Source organism: Allorhodopirellula solitaria, from assembly GCF_007859855.1.
Taxonomy (GTDB): Bacteria; Planctomycetota; Planctomycetia; order Pirellulales; family Pirellulaceae; genus Rhodopirellula; species Rhodopirellula solitaria.
This window is the reverse complement of sequence record NZ_SJPK01000001.1, coordinates 259,368-276,663: the sequence shown is the minus strand read 5'-3', so window position 1 is coordinate 276,663 and position 17,296 is coordinate 259,368. Positions and strand designations below refer to the sequence as shown.

The 17,296-nt window shown below is 57.8% G+C and carries 14 protein-coding genes; 6 read left to right on the top strand and 8 right to left on the bottom strand.

All coding sequences use genetic code 11. The annotated features are described in order from the left end of the window. Positions 1 to 73 precede the first annotated feature (73 nt). From CA85_RS01100 to CA85_RS01075, 6 genes are all read left to right on the top strand, one after another. A complete protein-coding gene (locus CA85_RS01100) occupies positions 74 to 640 on the top strand; it encodes a hypothetical protein (protein WP_186774676.1) in 567 nt (188 codons plus the stop codon). A 677-nt stretch (positions 641 to 1,317) separates the two neighbouring features. Beyond that, the gene (locus CA85_RS01095) at positions 1,318 to 3,102 is read left to right on the top strand and encodes an ammonia-forming cytochrome c nitrite reductase subunit c552 (RefSeq protein ID WP_246112461.1); all 1,785 of its coding nucleotides are present in this window, start codon (positions 1,318 to 1,320) and stop codon (positions 3,100 to 3,102) included. A 139-nt stretch (positions 3,103 to 3,241) separates the two neighbouring features. Then, positions 3,242 to 4,312, top strand: coding sequence for a mannose-1-phosphate guanylyltransferase (locus tag CA85_RS01090; protein ID WP_146389366.1), 1,071 nt, complete (start codon positions 3,242 to 3,244; stop codon positions 4,310 to 4,312). 105 nt (positions 4,313 to 4,417) lie between these two features. Next, positions 4,418 to 4,918 carry a ribosome silencing factor gene (gene rsfS, locus CA85_RS01085; RefSeq protein ID WP_246112386.1) on the top strand — a complete coding sequence of 167 codons (501 nt, stop codon included), beginning with the start codon at positions 4,418 to 4,420 and terminating at the stop codon, positions 4,916 to 4,918. 12 nt (positions 4,919 to 4,930) lie between these two features. Next, positions 4,931 to 6,970 carry an arginine--tRNA ligase gene (argS, locus tag CA85_RS01080; protein WP_146389364.1) on the top strand — a complete coding sequence of 680 codons (2,040 nt, stop codon included), beginning with the start codon at positions 4,931 to 4,933 and terminating at the stop codon, positions 6,968 to 6,970. A gap of 191 nt (positions 6,971 to 7,161) precedes the next feature. Further along, positions 7,162 to 7,545 carry a hypothetical protein gene (locus CA85_RS01075; protein ID WP_146389362.1) on the top strand — a complete coding sequence of 128 codons (384 nt, stop codon included), beginning with the start codon at positions 7,162 to 7,164 and terminating at the stop codon, positions 7,543 to 7,545. Between the two features lie 123 nt (positions 7,546 to 7,668). Here the strand turns inward: CA85_RS01075 and CA85_RS01070 are convergent, their stop codons facing one another. From CA85_RS01070 to mutL, 8 genes are all read right to left on the bottom strand, one after another. Continuing rightward, positions 7,669 to 8,250, bottom strand: coding sequence for a phosphatidylglycerophosphatase and protein-tyrosine phosphatase 1 family protein (locus CA85_RS01070; RefSeq protein ID WP_146389360.1), 582 nt, complete (start codon positions 8,248 to 8,250; stop codon positions 7,669 to 7,671). Next, entirely contained in the window at positions 8,247 to 9,080 is an 834-nt protein-coding gene (panC, locus tag CA85_RS01065) for a pantoate--beta-alanine ligase (RefSeq protein WP_146389358.1), read from the bottom strand. The genes CA85_RS01070 and panC overlap by 4 nt, the downstream gene beginning before the upstream one ends. A 131-nt stretch (positions 9,081 to 9,211) precedes the next feature. After that, positions 9,212 to 9,658, bottom strand: coding sequence for a bifunctional nuclease family protein (locus CA85_RS01060; protein ID WP_146389356.1), 447 nt, complete (start codon positions 9,656 to 9,658; stop codon positions 9,212 to 9,214). A 104-nt stretch (positions 9,659 to 9,762) separates the two neighbouring features. Further along, entirely contained in the window at positions 9,763 to 10,755 is a 993-nt protein-coding gene (locus tag CA85_RS01055; protein ID WP_186774675.1) for a TlpA family protein disulfide reductase, read from the bottom strand. 113 nt (positions 10,756 to 10,868) lie between these two features. Then, a complete protein-coding gene (locus CA85_RS01050) occupies positions 10,869 to 11,705 on the bottom strand; it encodes a class I SAM-dependent methyltransferase (protein ID WP_146389352.1) in 837 nt (278 codons plus the stop codon). Next, entirely contained in the window at positions 11,702 to 13,579 is a 1,878-nt protein-coding gene (locus CA85_RS01045) for an ATP-binding cassette domain-containing protein (protein WP_146389350.1), read from the bottom strand. The genes CA85_RS01050 and CA85_RS01045 overlap by 4 nt, the downstream gene beginning before the upstream one ends. Continuing rightward, complete coding sequence (locus CA85_RS01040; RefSeq protein ID WP_146389348.1) at positions 13,576 to 14,616, bottom strand: ABC transporter ATP-binding protein; 1,041 nt, start codon at positions 14,614 to 14,616, stop codon at positions 13,576 to 13,578. Before CA85_RS01040 ends, CA85_RS01045 begins: the two co-directional genes overlap by 4 nt. A 427-nt stretch (positions 14,617 to 15,043) precedes the next feature. Beyond that, the gene (mutL, locus tag CA85_RS01035) at positions 15,044 to 17,170 is read right to left on the bottom strand and encodes a DNA mismatch repair endonuclease MutL (protein WP_146389346.1); all 2,127 of its coding nucleotides are present in this window, start codon (positions 17,168 to 17,170) and stop codon (positions 15,044 to 15,046) included. Between the last annotated feature and the right edge of the window lie 126 nt (positions 17,171 to 17,296).

The following is a 17,296-nucleotide window of genomic DNA, read 5'->3' as shown; positions in this document are numbered from 1 at the left end:
GAACGAGGCGACGAGTCCAAAGCCGCAGGACTCGGCGCCTCGTCCACTACTAAAACCGACACTCATTCATCGTGTGTTGCTTATCCTGGTGGTCTTGTTCGCTCACGCCACGTTCGATAGCACCCATCTCGCTGCGCAGACGCAGGAGCCGGGACAGGAACAGGCCCCGGCGAGCGACGGTCAGGCAGCGCCACCGATCCCCACTGAGGAGGTGGCGGAGATTCCACTCCCGAATTTTGACGCGCCGCCTGAGCAGCCGGGAGCAGCGGACAAGATCGAGGCCGCACTCCAGGGCGACTCGTCGGCGCCGCTGCCCCAGGGAGTGTTGGGAGACGTGATCGGTATCATTCGCCAGAACGGCAGCGTGCTCGATGGATCGAGTCTCGATCCCCGGCGAGAAACAGAGCTGGGCGGTCACCAGGTGCAGGCCGAGCAGGCTTCACCCGCTGCCGCTGCGGCACCCTTCGAGACGGCGGAAGCTCTTTTGCGATCAGCCCGATTGCTCGAGTCTTATCATGATCGGCGTCCCGAAGTGAGTGACGCTGCTGGCAAGCGGATGCCCGTTCTCACGCTCGTCCGTCAGATGCGGATGCAGGCCGCTCGCTTGCTCGCCGCTGAGTTTTCCCCAGCCATTCCCTAGCGATCGCGTAACTTTTTTGGCGGTGATGGCTCCCTCGCCGGGGCCATTCCGCTCGCGAAAATCCTGTCGCCTCTCCCAAGTCTCACCGGAATCCCTCGTTGTCAGAGAAATCACCTCACACGCTCCTCCGCCGGCCCACCATTGTCGCCTTCATTGCTGTGTGCGTGTTGATCGCCGGTGGAGTGCTGGTGGATTACTATCGCGGTTTGCCTACCGATGCGGTAGCAACCTTCGTCGGTCGTGATGCCTGTGCCCAGTGCCATCCAACCCAAATGGATGCCTTTCACGGCTCGCATCATGATCTCGCCATGGACCATGCTACCGATGAGAGCGTGCTCGGGGATTTCGACGATGCGACGTTCGTTCATGATGGGATCACCAGCCGGCTGTACCGCGATGGATCGAAGTTCATGATCCATACCGAGGGCCCCACGGGAGAGATGGAAGACTTTGAAATCAAGTATGTCTTCGGAGTCGAACCGTTGCAGCAATACATGGTCGAATTTGATCGCGAGGTGGATGCTCCCGAAGACGAGGTTGGTCGCGTCCAAGTGCTCCGGATCAGTTGGGATGTCCCACGCCAAAAATGGTTTTATTTGCGGCCACCCGACGTGAGCGAGAAATTGGCTCCGGGCGATCCGCTGCACTGGACCGGCATTGCCCAACGCTGGCAAACGATGTGCGCCGAATGCCACAGTACCGATCTGAAACGCAATTATGATGTCGCGACGCAGCGGTATCACACGACGTTTTCAGAGATCGACGTCAGTTGTGAGGCTTGCCATGGCCCAGCGAGTCTGCATGTGGAGATGGCGCGCAGCCACTCATTGTTTTGGGACAGGAAACGTGGCTATGCCTTGGCGGACCTCAAAACCGCCGACACCAAGCCGCAGCTGGAAACCTGTGCTCCCTGTCACAGCCGGCGCGGGGTGCTCGACGCTGCCATGCAGCCGGGTGCCGAGTATACCGATCATTACAGTTTGGAACTGTTGCGTCCGGATACCTATCACGATGATGGCCAAATCAAAGATGAGGTATACGTTTATGGATCTTTCCTGCAGAGCAAGATGTACCACAAAGGGATCCGCTGCACGGATTGTCATGACCCCCATTCGTTGCAGCTGAAGCATCCCGGTAACGAAACATGCACTTCCTGCCACCAACATGCGCCCGGTAAATATGACGTCCCTTCACACCATCACCACGCCGTCGGCAGTGAGGGGGCGAAATGTGTGAATTGCCATATGCCTCATACAACCTATATGGCAATTGATGCACGCCGTGATCATAGTTTGCGTGTTCCTCGCCCTGACCTCTCCGTTGAGTTGGGCACTCCCAATGCATGCAGCAGTTGCCATGTGGAAGATCAGCGTGAGCTGCTCGACCCCGCTGTCAGCGAAGAACTCGATCTCTATCAAGATTGGTTGCAGGCTGCCGAACAGGGCAACGAAGAGGTCGCGGAAGCGATCCGCATGACTGATCAGTGGTGTGATGATGCGTGTGAGAAATGGTACGGGGAGGCCCGATTGCAACCATCTCATTATGGCGAGGTGCTCGCGAACCTGCGGGCCGGGGATCGTTCGGCCGTGAAAGACGCGCTGCGATTGATCGCTGGATCTTCTACCCCAGGGACGGAGTCGTTGACCCCGATGATCGCTCGGGCAACAGCCTTGGAAGAGTTGGTCCAAAGTGGTCACCGTGATGCTGCAGTGGCGGCCCAGCGTTTGATTGATGAAAACAAGGAATCGCCGGGGGCGGTGCCTCCCGTTTTGCTCGCGACGGCCGCGCGTGCGGTCGGGGTTCTAGGTGCTGGCGGAGCGATTGCTCCTAAAGACATTGTGAAATTGTTATTGCCCCTGAGCAAGGACTCCTCACGGTTGGTGCGCAGCGAAGCGGCTCGTGGAATTCTCACAGGGGGTGCCTACCCTCAGGTGACCGGTTCAAAACGCCGCGAACTCGATAAAGTGCTCGCCGATGCGGAAGAGGAATACATGGTTGCCGATGATCGTGCCAACTCGCACATGGGCTGGGCAATGATCAGTGAACAGCGTGGGCAATGGGCTGACGCGGTTCGCGCCTACAGCAACGCGATGCGTGTCGAGCCCCAGACGACGGGACCGCGCAGCAACCTCGCGACGTTGCTCGATCGAATACGTTCGGTAGCCGATCAGGACCCTGCCGCTGCAAAAGTTTTGGCCACAGTTGGTGGTTCCGAGGGCATGGCGGGCGTGCAAAATCAAATTGATCAATTGCGACGTGACGAATTGCCGCTGCTCGCTCGCGACGCCAAGCTCGCCCCGGGGCTGGCCGACGTACAGTATCGTTACGGTTTGGCACTCTATCTGTCGGGCGATTCCGAAGGTGCGCAGAAGTACCTCAAACGAGCAGTCGAATTGGCGCCCCACGTGGAGGCCTTTGGCGTCGCGTTGCGAGCTCTCCAGCAACAGATGAACTCACCGTAATCGGGCTCGCTGCCGGTTTGTTTGACGGTCTATCGTCAATGAATACGAGGGGCCGCCGAGCGGCTTCGGTCGACGTCTCATGACCTTGGTCTTGATCAACACTCTTCTTTTTTATTTCCGCTCTACGTAAAACAATCTTATGCTTCACGCAATCATCATGGCAGGCGGCAGCGGCACTCGGTTTTGGCCAGCCTCGCGGCGTGCGATGCCAAAACAATTGCTGCCGTTGGCAGGACCCCGCTCGATGCTCCAGGGGACTTGCGACCGGATCAGTACCATCACCGATGCTGAGCGAACTCTTGTGGTGACCTCGATGGATCTGGTGCAACCGATCGTTGATCAACTGCCCGAGTTGCCAGCTGAGAATGTGATTGGTGAACCCAGCCGAAGGGATACTGCCCCTTGTGTCGGGTTGGCCGCTGTGTTGGTCCACGCCAACGACCCTGACGCGGTGATGTTGGTCTGTCCATCAGACCATGTCATCGAGCAACAGGATCGGTTCGCCGAGGCGATCGGCCGAGCCGAAGCGGTCTTGAAACAGCATCCCGATGCCATCGTGACCTTTGGGATCCAGCCCAGCTATCCAGCTGAATCGTTCGGCTACATCCAGCAAGGCGAGAGGATCGAGGGGCATGAAGCGTTCACTGTCGAGCGATTTCGCGAAAAACCGGACGCCAAGACGGCTCGAGAATACGTCGATGCCGGGAATTTTTTGTGGAACAGTGGGATTTTTGTATGGCGTGCTGATGCGATCCTTGATGCACTGAAAACGCATGAGCCCGAGATGTATGCGAGGCTGCAGACGATTGCTGCGTCGATCGGAAAGGACGATTACGACGAGGTTTTGAAGCGTGAGTTCAAGGCCATTGAAGGCAAGTCGATTGATTATGCGGTCCTGGAGAGACACGAAAAAGTGATCGTGGTCGCCGCGCCGTTTGATTGGGATGACGTGGGGAGTTGGCAGGCCGTCTCGCGACTGCATCCTCATGACGCCCATGGCAATGCGGCGGTGGGATCTCACATCGGAATTGATTCTGGAAATTGCATTATCCACGCCAGTCCTGGGCATACGATTGTCACGATCGATGCCCAGGATTTGATTGTCGTTCAAACTGCAGATGCTACTCTCGTCGCCCCGCGATCGAGTGAGGAGCGGGTGCGGGAGGTCGTGGCGGAATTAAATCGTCGCGAAATGACTCCATTGATGTAGGTGACACAATCACTATTTCCGATACACTTGTGGCTTCGCACGCTTTGCGCGGATCTCGCTCAGAGCGCACTTTTTGACCAAAAATGACACCAAAGTACTTTCGAATTGTCTGATCACCCCCCCGAAAAACCGGCTTCGCCTGACGATCCTCAATCGCAGCAGAAGGCCGCCGCCGAAAAGTACGCGTCTCGCAACCCAATGGAGACGCCCAGTCGCGCCATCCGCCCACATGGGCTCGAGGATGCGAGAAAACTCGCCGCCGAGGCTGCGCGCGTTGCCCTCGATAACAATGGGCGCGATGTGATGGTGATCGATATCAGCGGCCAGTCCGCTGAATTCGATTTCTTCGTGATCTCGACCGGTACGAGCCGGCGACAGCTGCACGCGATCAGTGAACAGATCGACGATGCTCTGGAAAAAGGACTCGGTGACCATCGCATGGGCATCGAGGGATATCAGGAGAGTAGTTGGATCGTGCTCGACTACGGCAGCCTCGTGGTCCATCTCTTCGATGAAGAAACTCGCGAGTACTACGATCTCGAATCGTTGTGGGCCGATGGCACCGTCGTGCCTTTAGCTGATCTGGGTTTGACAGCGAACGATTGAGAGCGAATACCGATGAACCTATCTGCCTATTTTCGTGCGCGTTTCCAGACCGCCTTATCAAGTCTCACCGACGATCCCGCACCCTATGCGGGCATGATCCGTGTCGCGGCGGACCCGAAATTTGGTGACTATCAATCCAACGCCTGCATGTCTTTGGGAAAAAAGGTTGGCAAAGCTCCACGCGAGGTCGCTGCGATTGTCGTCGACCAACTCGATGTGGCGGCGGTCTGCGAACAGCCTGAAATTGCTGGCCCCGGCTTTATCAATCTTCGGGTCCGTGATGAGTTCCTTTCTCAGTCGCTCTTCGGCATGCTGCACCACGAGCGTGCTGGGGTAGAACCAGCCGACCATCGTGAAAAAATTCTGATTGATTATTCCAGCCCCAACGTGGCTAAGCCCATGCACGTCGGGCATATCCGCAGCACGGTCATCGGTGCGGCGCTGGCCAATATGTTTCGCTATGTCGGCCATGAGGTGATTACCGATAATCACCTCGGCGATTGGGGGACCCAGTTTGGGATCATTATCTATGGCTATAAACATTTCGGTGACGCCGATACCGTGGCATCCGACCCTGTGCCGGAACTCGCTAAGCTCTACCGATTAACCAACGAGTTAATCGAATACACCAAAGCCAAAGCCTCACTCAGCACCCTGCAGGGGAAGCTCGGCGAGGCAGAAACGTTTGCCAAAACGGAGTCTCAAGCCGCTGGGGCTGCCGCTGAGACCGCGTCAAAGGCCGCTGAGAGTGAGTCCAAAGCAGCAGCCAAGGAGTCCAAGAAGGCGTCCAAAGCCGCTCAAGCGGCGCAGCGACGCGTCGCGGCGGTCCAGTCGGAGATTGAATCCGCCAAGGCAAAGGTGGACGCTGTCGAAGCGGATCCGAAATTGGCCGCGATCGCTGCAGAACATCCTGACGTGCCAGCGGCAGTGCTCCGCGAGACGGCAAAAATGCATGAGGGCGATGCTGAAAATCGTGCCTTGTGGGAAAAATTCCTGCCGCACTGTAAAGACGAAATTAACCGCGTCTATGACCGCTTAGGGGTTAGCTTTGACCATACTCTTGGTGAGAGTTTTTATCACGATCGATTGCCTGGTGTGGTCGAAACACTGGACAAGCTCGGGCTCACGACCGAGAGCGATGGTGCAGTCTGTGTGTTCCTCGAGGGCTTTGAAAGCCCGATGATTATTCAAAAACGTGATGGGGCCTACCTATACGCAACGACAGACTTGGCAACATTGCAGTACCGCCAAGAGGTTTTTGCCCCGCATCGTATCCTTTATGTCGTCGATTCGCGGCAGAGTGAACACTTTGAGAAATTCTTTGCCATGGCCGAGCCATTGGGAATGAATGACATCGATCTCGTGCACGTGCAATTTGGTACTGTTTTGGGCAAGGACGGCCGGCCGATGAAGACACGCAGTGGATCCTTGATCGGGCTGGAAAGCCTGCTCAATGATGCTGTCTCACGCGCCCAGCAGGTCGCCTGCAATCCAGAACGGCTGGCGACGATGGACCCTCCCATGCTCGCCGACGAGCAAAACCAGATCGCTGAAACGGTTGGAATTGGCGCCATCAAGTACGCTGATCTCTCACATCATCGCACCACGGATTACCGATTTGACGTTGAGAAAATGGTGGCGTTAGAAGGAAATACTGCGACATATGTGCAGTATTCCTATGCCCGTACCCAAAGCATCTTGCGGCGCGTCGCCGCTGAGATGTCGATTGACGATGTGCCTGCATGGCTCGTCGAGAATACAACGGAGGATCAATTGCAGTTCCGCGAGCCCGCTGAACGGGCACTCGCACTCGCTCTGGTCCGCTTCGAGGAAGCCATCGACGCGGCGATTGCCGCATATGCCCCCAATCAATTGTGTGATTATCTGTTCGAGACGGCAAAAGCGTACAGCACGTTCAATGATGCTTGTCGCGTGTTGGGTAATACCGACCCTGTGGTTCTGCGAACGCGGTTAGCTCTGGTTGTGATGACCGGGCGTGTGATCGAGCAAGGACTGCAGATATTGGGGATCGGTGTTTGCGAACGAATGTAGGTAGTTGGGGGTGGTAGTGGGATTGTAAGGGATTTTTCCCGGCCTCAATAAACAACGACTAATATTTGGCAATTGACAAAACCTATTATTTGCCTATTTTATCAATAGTGTTTCCAATCATTGAGGATGGTTACCGGTGGGCATGAACGCCAGTGCGGTACCACCTTGCACACGAACGATAAAAAGACAACATGGCCAAGAAGAAATCCAGCGGAGTCAACAAGTCGCAAGCGATTCGCGATTACTATGCCGCGAACCCAACTGCCAAACCAATGGAAGTTGCCGATGCGATGAAGGCACAGGGCATTGATGTCAACGCTCAATTCGTCAGCACCGTCAAATCGAATTCGAAGAAATCGAAAAAGACGGGCCGTCGTGGCCGTCCGCCAGGTTCGACCGCTAAGAAGTCGAGTGTCGCTAAGAAAGCGGGACGTCCACCCGCTTCGAAGGCGAAGGCGAACAGCGACGAAGTGTCACTTGATTCGCTCATCAACGCCAAACGCCTCGTCGAAGAAATGGGCGGCGTGGAGAACGCACGCAACGCACTGAGCGTTCTCGAGCAATTGATGGACTGATGCACCCTCACAGCTTGGTCAATTGGCATCTGTCGCAGCACGCTCGTTCGTGGTTCTTCGGAGCTTCGAGCTAGCAATCTGCGGTGGATTGGTGTCGGTTGGTTCTAGCCGGGTGTTTTGAAATCAGCTTGGGTGGGCCAAGCGGGCTGTGGCGCTCTCGGCTCGCTCCGCCTCTAGACTGGCGACGAATTCATTGACCACCGCCCTCTCGGTCAAGCGAGGGTTGACGTGCGGTCGTTTGCTCAGCAGCAGCGCTTGGGCCTCGTCAGGCGTCATTTGACGATGCTCAATCAGCCAGCATATGGCGACGGTGGCGCTGCGTGCGCGACCAGCCTTGCAGTGGATATAGACGATCTCACCCTGTTCCACATGCTTTTGGATGAATTCGACGCCCTGACGGACATTGTCGATCGTCGGATGGGTGAAATCCACGGTGGGAATGTGCAGTTGGACGATTCCCAGTCGACCGTATTCTTCGATCGGGCCAGTGTACTCTTCACAAGTATTCACGACCGCTCGGACGCCCAGGGCGGCAAGCGTTTCGACATCCCGTGTAAACGGGCGGGCTCCAACGATTACATGGTCGTCCACGGAATCCCACCAGCGGCGGACTTTAAGGACGCGACCTAGCATCACGTTCCAGGCGAGTGTTGGGTAGAAGACCGAGCCCGCATACAGGCGTTCGTAGAATGATCGCGTTTTCATAAGATTCGATTGTCGATTAAACGGGTGTTGCCGACACGGGCAGCGACCAAAGCGACTGCCGGACGCTGCAGGGTTCGCATGGGCTGCAGAGAATCCACTTCAGCGACGACGGCATAATCAATGCTGTCGCACACCGCCAGTGTTTCGGTCATGGCTTTTTCGATGGACTGCGTGTCGCGTTCCCCCGCCGCGACCATCGCCTCGGCCCGGCCGAGTGCGCGAAACAGCGACAGGGCAGCCTGGCGTTGCTCGTCACTGAGATAGCGATTGCGACTGCTCAGAGCCAACCCGTCATCATCACGGACGATCTGGCAGGAGACAATTTCCGTGGGGATGTTCAGATCTCGAACCATGTCCTCGATCACGCGCAGCTGCTGAAAGTCTTTTTGTCCAAAAAATGCTGCATCCGCGGGGATGATCTGTAGAAGTTTCATCACCACCGTCGTGACGCCGCGAAAATGCTCTGGTCGCGATTGTCCTTCGAGCGGCAAGGCGACCGGCGGCGGGAGGATAAAACTCCCGAATCCAGGCGGGTACATGATCCCATTGTTGGGCAAAAAAACCGCATCGGCACCCTCGTTTGCAATCAGCTGAAGATCACGCTCGAGCGGTCGTGGGTATCGACTGAGATCCTCATTGGCAGCAAATTGGGTCGGGTTGACGAAAACGCTCACGACGCAGACATCGCACTGGGCTTTGGCTTGCCGGACGAGCGAAAGATGTCCCTCGTGTAACGCGCCCATGGTGGGGACGAAGCCAACGGTTTGCGAGTCGCGTTGCCGCTCGCGGCACCAAGTCCGCATCGGCGATATTTCGGAATAGGAATTCAAGTGATAGCGACTAGCAGAAGGGGGATAGAAGACCGACCACTCCACCAACCCGGGTTGTTAGTCCAAGTTAGCAATCCTGGTCCTCATTTCCTGTTCGCAGGTAAACAGGCTGTTTATTCTTCGGAGAGGTCTTAAAAGTCGGGGGTCTCGTCGACATCGCCCCCGGAGGCGGCGCCGGTGGCGCTTTCGAGCACCTCTTCGGAAACATAGATCGGCAGCGGTGGGTCGTAGGTGACCGCGACTGCGATCGCGTCACTCGGTCGCGCGTCCACTTCAACTACCTCACCGGAGGAGGTGCGGAGATTCAGATGCGCATAGTAGGTGTGTTCGTTGAGGTCACTGATCACGATGCTCTCGATGACGGCATTGAGCGACTCCGCGACAGCAACAACTAAATCATGGGTTAGCGGTCGTGGTGGGATATACTCTTGCTTGACGCGGCGCTGGATATTGGTCGCTTCAAAGATTCCAATCATGATTGGAAACTGGCGGTCCCCGTCGACTTCCTTCAAGTAGATGACTTGATTATCGGTGAGCTCGGAAATGATGATCCGAGCGAGCTGCATTTCGACGCTCATGAAAAACCCGTCAATGAATGTGATTGATTAGCTGCACGGTCGGTGATGGGTGGCGACCGCTACCCGTCCCCTGACCGAGCCCCATGCCCGTGCCCATGGCAGGGCTATTCTGCAAGCAGTCGCTCCACGACAGGAACGATATCGTCTTGGTAAGAGAATCCACCGGAGTGGCTCGCGTCGGTAAATCGTTCGACGAGTTTCCCTTGCTCATCAAACACCAAGACAGCGGGTAACGCATTTATCTTAACACTTTGGAACACTTCATCGCTCGGCGTTTGGCAAATATAGTTTGGAAAGTCGGCTTTGACCGCCTGCAAGAATGCAGTCGCGCGAGGTTCATACGACTTCGGGGGATATTTCTTGCCACCATAGAAGTCCACATTCACGCCGATGGCCTGGATGCGATCAGGGTATTTCTTTTGTAGGGCCACGAGGTGAGGATATTCACGGAGGCAAGGGATGCACGCCAGGGACCAAAAGTCGACGACTGTCACTCGTTTAGTCTTGCCAATCGCGGCATCGATTTCTTTCCATGAGGCGAACTTCAGCTCCAATTCCGAATCGGTGGCTGGGGCATCCGGGGTCGACTCGGGGGCCGCTTCGCCATCCTCAGAATGTAACGCCACGAGCTGTTGGGAGTGATCGCCGCGCCGGCGATCGAAGTTCGCGGTGGGCGGCAGGTCGTCGGGCAATTGCATCCCTTGGGGTTTGCCACCGCTGGCGCCGGCTGGTTCGATGAGTTCGGTCGGGTCAGGCAGCGGCATGTCATCGGGCAGCATCATGCCGGGATGGGCGGCTTGCGTCGGTGCGTCGCCACCGGGTTCGTTAACGGCTTCGCCGCCGGATGCGCTAATAGGTTCGCCGCCGGATGGGCCAGCGGGCTGCTCTGGCTGTGGCGGAGGTACTGCCTCGTCGAAAGCCGGTGCATCTCCATCGGTTGCCGGCAACACGTCCGGCGGGGTCTCGCCCCCGCAGCCAGCCCATAGCGATAAAGCCAAGGCGAGTGAGGTCACGCGGAATATCTTGGTCAACAGGCGATCCATCGTTGAAGCTCGGTTGGTAGAGAGGAGAAGCGGTTGGGAAAGCGTCGCACTCATGATAAACGATCCCAACCCGGTTTGGCCAATGCCGCAGGGGTTCTTTCGGCGCTTCACGTGTGGCGGGAGAGAACCGGGGCGGAGCAGACACGGGCGAGACACGATGCTGAGCTCTACTTCTTTCGCAGCACGAACACGGCATCGGTTAGGTCTTCGTCAATCACACGCTCCTGATCGACATCGCAATCGAAATCAAAGATCCCGGCAATTTCAAAGACGTCGTTGACACTGGCGAGTAGCGACTGGGCTTGCGAGGGTGTGTAGAGCCGCAACGGGAACTCGCTGCGGATCCGCTGCACCGCCCCGCTGGGTTTGGTCGCCTTGATCGAAACTCGGAGCGTTTCGAGTCGGCGTCGACGCTGGAAATCGATCACACGCAGCGTCACGCTGACTTGGGTGCCCGCGTGGGAGGCTTTCCATCGTTCGGTACAGTCTGGATCGGCATCGAGGGGGATGCAGTGAAAACCGAGGATGTAGATACCACCTCGCCGCAGAGATTTCGCCACACTGCGGAGGTGCCGTTGGGCAGACTCCGCATCGACCAAGTGCCGAAATGTATTAAAAGTACAGAAGGCGGCATCGACGAGCGGCCGACAAACATGTGTGGTCATGTCACCGAGTATGAGTTCAGCATCGAGGCTGCGCCGCGACAACCTCCGCCGCAGGTACGCGAGCATGGCTGGGTTGTTATCCACGGCCGTCAGGTGGAACCCCTTCGCTGCCATCGCGGCGACCAACCGACCGCTGCCACACCCGGGCTCATACAATCTCTTGGCGGGCCGCGACAAATAGCGATCGAAGATCTGTTGAAAGAACTCGACTTCGTCCGCAGTCTCGTCACGGAAGACCATATCAAAGTATTGAGGATGGTCATACCAAGAGCTCGACGTGTTCTTGGGGGAGGAAGCTGCTTTGGGAGAGGAAGCGTTCGTTTGCGAGCGGGATGTCATGAGGACGCCGCCGCCCGAGCTTCATATTCTTCCCATTTCGCGAACGACGTCTCAAGCTCCGCTTCGGTTTCGTGGAGTACTTTGGAGGTCGCTGCGATCTTTTCGCTGCCGGACTGATAGAACTTGGGATCCGCCATCTCGCTGTGCAGTTGTTCGATCTTGGCTTCGAGCGATTCAATTTTTGCCGGTAGGGATTTCAGCTCCCGCTGTTCGTTGTAGTTCAACCGCTTCGGCGCTGCGTCGGTCGCCTTTTCGCTCGCTTTGTTCTTCGTGTCGCTCGACGGAGATTTAATTTTCGCTTTGGAGACTCGTTCGGGTGTCTCACGCTCGCGATTCGCTCTGGCAGCTTCCCACTCGTCATAGCCACCGTTGTACTCTTTGACGGTCCCTGGCTCTGCGTCGTTCTCGAACACGATCGTGCTCGTCACCACATTGTTGAGGAACGTGCGGTCGTGACTGACCATTAGCAACGTGCCGTCGAAGCCGACGAGTTGTTCTTCGAGCATCTCCAGCGTTTCTGCATCGAGGTCATTGGTCGGTTCGTCGAGCACGATGACGTTGGCTGGTTGGGTCATCAATTTGGCCAGCAGGGCGCGGTTTCGTTCGCCGCCGGAAAGGTACTTCACGGGCGTGCGAGCACGCTCGGGTGTGAACAGGTAGTCCTGCAAGTATCCGACGATGTGTTTGGTTTTGTCACCGACAGCGACTTTGTCGCTGCCGCCACCGACGTTCTCGGTCACAGTGAGTTCGGGGTCGAGTGTGTCGCGAAGTTGGTCGAAGTAGGCAATCTTGAGGTTAGTGCCGAGTTTGATCTCACCGTCGGTCGGTTCGAGACCGCCGAGGATGAGTTTCAACAGGGTTGTCTTGCCAGCACCATTGGGACCGATGATGCCGATCTTGTCGCCTCGCATCACGAGTGTGCTGAAGTCGTTCACGATTGGGGTGTCGCCGTAGGCGAAGGAAACGTCATCCAGTTTCGCGACGAGGGCTCCACCGCGAGAAGCCGTTTGCAGGTTGAGTTTGGCGGTCGCTTCGGTCGAACGGCGTTCACTCCGTTGCACCCGCATCGCCTTGAGCGCACGCACACGGCCCTCGTTACGGGTCCGCCGCGCCTTGATGCCCTGCCGAATCCACGCCTCTTCCTCGGCGAGTCGTTTATCAAACAACGCGTTCTGTTTCTCTTCGGCATCGAGTGCAGCGGCTTTCCGTTTGAGAAACGTGGGGTAGTCGCAGGTCCAATCGAACAGCCGGCCGCGGTCAATCTCCCAGATCCGGCTGGCCAAGGACTGCAGGAACGAACGGTCGTGGGTGATGAACATCAGCGTCCCGGGCCAGCTGCCGAGGAATTTTTCGAGCCACAAAATCGAATGGATATCGAGGTGGTTGGTCGGCTCATCGAGCAGCAGCAGATCGGGTTTGGCAGCGATCGTTCTCGCCAGGAGGACGCGTCGTTTCATGCCGCTCGAAAGCGATTCAAAGAGCGCGTCGCCGGATAGGGCCATCCGGGAAAGAGTTTCCTCGATGAGCTGTTCGATTTCCCAGTCGTCTTTCGTGGTTTTGTCCGAGGGGCCGAGCGACCCGGCGAGCCCGGGGATGTCTTCGGCCTTGGCGAACATCAGCTCTTGCACGCTGCCATGAATGTCCGCAGGAACATCTTGGGTCAGCCGCGCCACCCGGAGGCTCGCTCCCGCGTCGGCCACCACGCTGCCGTGATCGGGGGTGATGTCGCCAGCGAGTATCTTCAATAGCGTGGTTTTGCCGGCGCCATTGCGGCCGAGCAAACCGATCCGATCACCACGCCCAATCCGCACGGTGACGTCGTCGAGCAATTGGGGGCCACGAAATCCGATCGTGATGTTTTCGAGTGTGATCATACAGTGCTGGTCGAGGTGGTTTTAGTTTTGGTGCTATTGTTGGCTGACGATTCTTGGTTCTGCATCGATTCCCGAAACAGATCCGCAATGACATCTTCGAGCGGTGGGTCTTCCACCACGATGTCTTCGATCGCATGGTCACGAAGCGTTTCGGCGAGCAGTCGTGGCACATCGCCGCGAGGGACCCGGTACTGGATCTTGGGCCAATTTTCATTGACGATGCTACCGAGCGTCTTGGGCAGGGTCAGTGACTCCGATGCCGCGAACTGCAGCGTGACGAGTTTGTCACCGCTGAATTTATCAACGATCCCCGAGAGCGACCCATCGTACTGGATCGTCCCGCGGGCGATCACGACGACGCGGCGACACAAGGCGGCGATGTCCTTCATGTAGTGGCTTGTCAACAGAATCGTGATCCGGCGTTTCTCTTGATAGTACCGCAGAAACTGTTGGATGTTGTGCTGGGCGATGACATCGAGCCCAATGGTGGGTTCGTCGAGAAACAGCACATCTGGGTTGTGCAATAACGCTGCGATCAGTTCCATCTTCATCCGCTCGCCGAGGGACAGTTCGCGAACGGGCTGATCGAGCAATCGAACGACGTCGAGCAAATCGCTGAGCTCGTCCAGCCGCGCGGCGAACTCCTGTGGGTCAACGCCATAGATATGCTGGTGCAACCGGTAGGATTCGCGGGCGGGGAGGTCCCACCAGAGTTGGTTTTTTTGGCCCATCACGAGCGCGAACCGCCGCCGGTATTCGTTCTGGCGCAGCCAGGGCACGTAACCCATCACCGACGCCGTCCCGCTGGTGGGTTGGATCACCCCAGAGAGCAGCTTCAGGGTGGTGGTCTTTCCTGCTCCATTGGGACCGAGAAAGGCGACGAATTCGCCTTGTTCGACGCTGAGGTTGATGCCCTCAACAGCGTGAACGTCGCGGAACTCCCGATGAAAGAGTCCCTTGATGCTGCCGCCGATCCCCTCGCGTTTTTGATACACGCGGTAGTGCTTTGTCAGATCGTTGACTTCGATAATCGGCATCGCTGACTGCCTGGCGAGTGAAAATGGGGCATTATAGCGCCGCGATCCGCATACGAATAGGCTTCCCCGGATCGCTGGCTCGCGGAAGGCCCTCGTTCGTCCGCAGCGCAGGCAAGCAAATAAACGCATCGGGAGAAATGATTCCGCACAACTCTTGTCAGCCGACGGCGCTAGCCGAATGGCACTTACTTTCGTTTGCGAAGCGGTCTTGGTAACCCGACGCGTGAGCGAGGATGATCTCTTGACCACGCAAAGCACTGCATTTTCCTCGCTGACGCATCGGGTTACCAACCTAGCCATGCCCCAAACGGGACCAACGTAAGTGGCATTTGGCGCCAACCACGGGTAATTCATTCCATCGAAAAACTTCACTTCACCCGACCCGCTTAGACGGCGAAAGGGCGTTCGGCGTCTCCGGGGAAGGCAGCTATACCGTCACGCGTCCCCGTGGGCCGAGGCGGCCGAACATGCGGTCGAGTTCATCACGGCTGAAGAACAACGCCGTCGGCCGCCCATGCGGGCAGTGGTGCGTGTCCTGATAGAGGTCTTTTTGTTCGAGCAGGCTGACGATTTCCTCCGGCGAAAGTGGATCGCCGGCCTTCACGGCAGCCTTGCACGCCACGGTGCTGAGCAGATGGTTGAGCAGATCGATTGGATTGGGATCGCGGCCCGCCCCCATCACCGATTCGAGGATCGTTCGCAGCATCTCAGCGGGATCTTTGTTGGGCATGATCGCGGGATAGGATTGGATCAGGATGGTCTCGCCACCAAAATCCTCGATCTCCAACCCGATCCGGGCCAGCGTGTCTTTCACATCCAGGGCCGCAGCCCGCTCGGCGGGGGTCAGCGAAACCGGTTCGGGGACGAGCAGTCGCTGCGCCTCGAGGGAACCGTTCTCGCCGAGTACCTTTTTGCAGACCCGCTCGTAGAGCACCCGTTCGTGCAAAGCGTGTTGGTCGATCACGACCATTCCCTCTTCATCCTGAGTGACGAGGTAGCGATTGTGGACCTGGAAACCGAGATAGCAAACACTCGGGCTGGCTCCGGGCGTCCCTTGAGCGGGGACGAGGGCAGCGTGCTCAGGTGCACCCTCTGGTGACACGGTTTGGGGGGGCGTTGACGGGTCGCCATCCCATGGCGCGTGGTCCGGAGCTCGCTGTGGGCCACCATCGAAGGGGCGAAAGTCAGGGGTTGTTCCTAATGCGGAGGCCGGGGCGTTGCCCGCGGCAAAATTGCCAGCCGAGTGGTTGCCCGCTGGGTCGTTGGCAGCTGGGTTATTGGCAGCTGGTGAGAGTGAGGAGTCGAACCGGTGGGTCGTCGACGACGCAGCAGCCGGGCCGCTGGTGTCGTGGCCCGTCCGCGCCCAATCGATCACGGCTTGGCGTTGCCCATCGACGTCTCGGGCAGGCATGCCCATCACTGATTCGCCGCGTGACTGCAACTCGTCACCGGTAGCTGGGGTCGGTGGCGGGGCTGAACCCACGCGGTGGGTCATGTCCGTGGAGAGAAACCGCTGGCGGAGCGTTTGCAGCAATCGGCTGTAGACGCGGCCGCTGTCGGTAAATCGCACCTCGAGTTTCGCTGGGTGGACGTTGACGTCGATCATGTCGGGCGGCATCGTCATCCGCAAAAAACAAACCGGATGCCGTCCCACCATCAACAGCCCCCGATAGGCTTCGCCCAAAGCATGCTGCAGGGCTCGGTCACGGATGTGTCGTCCGTTGAGAAACAGATACTGCATCCGGTTATTGCCGCGGCTGACAGCGGGGTCACAGGCAAATCCAAAGATCTTGACCTGCGCGTCATCGCTCTCGATCAGGATCAATGACTCGGAGATCTCAGTTCCGAAGAACGCCTCGATCCGGTCGGCCCAACGAGGTGTCGGCAAGAGATCGTACATCTCTTTTTCGCCGTTTCGCAGCACGAAGTGGACTTTGGGATTTGCCAGGGCCAGGCGTGTGAATGCCTCGACGATATGCCCACGCTCGGTCTGCGGCGTTTTCAGAAACTTTCGCCGCACAGGCGTATTGAAAAACAGATTGCGAACCTCGATGGTGGTCCCCACCGGGCAGCCGCAGGGGCCGGGTGACTCAATCACACCGCCGCGAACATCGATCTGGCTGCCGCTCGGAGTGCCCTCGGCACGGCTGCGGATGGTCATCTGGGAAACACTCGCGATCGACGCGAGCGCTTCGCCGCGGAACCCCAGCGTGCCGACATGGAACAGGGAATCATCTTCGGGCAGTTTGCTCGTCGCATGGCTGGTCACCGCCAAAGGTAGCTGCTCGGCGGTCATGCCACAGCCATCATCGCTGATCCGAATCAATTCCACCCCGCCACCGACGATCGTCAGCTCGACCCGCGAGGCTCCTGCGTCGATACTGTTTTCGAGCAGTTCCTTGACGACCGAGGCTGGCCGCTCGATCACCTCCCCAGCAGCGATTTGGTTGACCAACTGCGCTGGTAGCTGGCGAATGATTCTCGGCCCATGGGCCGCTGCGGAGGTGGGGGCGGTGGAGTCGGTCGCCGCTTCGTTGGTGGTGGTCGCGTTCATACCCCTGAATGTAGCTGATCGGTGACTGCGGACAATCGCAAAAGTCTCGCACCCTCTCCGTGCCTCCGTGTTACTCCGTTCGGATGTATTGCCGGACAAAACCCGCGTCCAGCAAAATCAACGCAA

What these genes read in the sequence shown, in the direction of transcription:
- mutL (WP_146389346.1), bottom strand. Translation starts at nt 17,170, where the DNA reads ATGAACGCGACCACCACCAACGAAGCGGCGACCGACTCCACCGCCCCC.
- CA85_RS01095 (WP_246112461.1), top strand. Translation starts at nt 1,318, where the DNA reads ATGTGCGCCGAATGCCACAGTACCGATCTGAAACGCAATTATGATGTC.
- CA85_RS01075 (WP_146389362.1), top strand. Translation starts at nt 7,162, where the DNA reads ATGGCCAAGAAGAAATCCAGCGGAGTCAACAAGTCGCAAGCGATTCGC.
- CA85_RS01040 (WP_146389348.1), bottom strand. Translation starts at nt 14,616, where the DNA reads ATGCCGATTATCGAAGTCAACGATCTGACAAAGCACTACCGCGTGTAT.
- CA85_RS01050 (WP_146389352.1), bottom strand. Translation starts at nt 11,705, where the DNA reads ATGACATCCCGCTCGCAAACGAACGCTTCCTCTCCCAAAGCAGCTTCC.
- CA85_RS01055 (WP_186774675.1), bottom strand. Translation starts at nt 10,755, where the DNA reads ATGAGTGCGACGCTTTCCCAACCGCTTCTCCTCTCTACCAACCGAGCT.
- CA85_RS01060 (WP_146389356.1), bottom strand. Translation starts at nt 9,658, where the DNA reads ATGAGCGTCGAAATGCAGCTCGCTCGGATCATCATTTCCGAGCTCACC.
- CA85_RS01070 (WP_146389360.1), bottom strand. Translation starts at nt 8,250, where the DNA reads ATGAAAACGCGATCATTCTACGAACGCCTGTATGCGGGCTCGGTCTTC.
- CA85_RS01090 (WP_146389366.1), top strand. Translation starts at nt 3,242, where the DNA reads ATGCTTCACGCAATCATCATGGCAGGCGGCAGCGGCACTCGGTTTTGG.
- CA85_RS01045 (WP_146389350.1), bottom strand. Translation starts at nt 13,579, where the DNA reads ATGATCACACTCGAAAACATCACGATCGGATTTCGTGGCCCCCAATTG.
- argS (WP_146389364.1), top strand. Translation starts at nt 4,931, where the DNA reads ATGAACCTATCTGCCTATTTTCGTGCGCGTTTCCAGACCGCCTTATCA.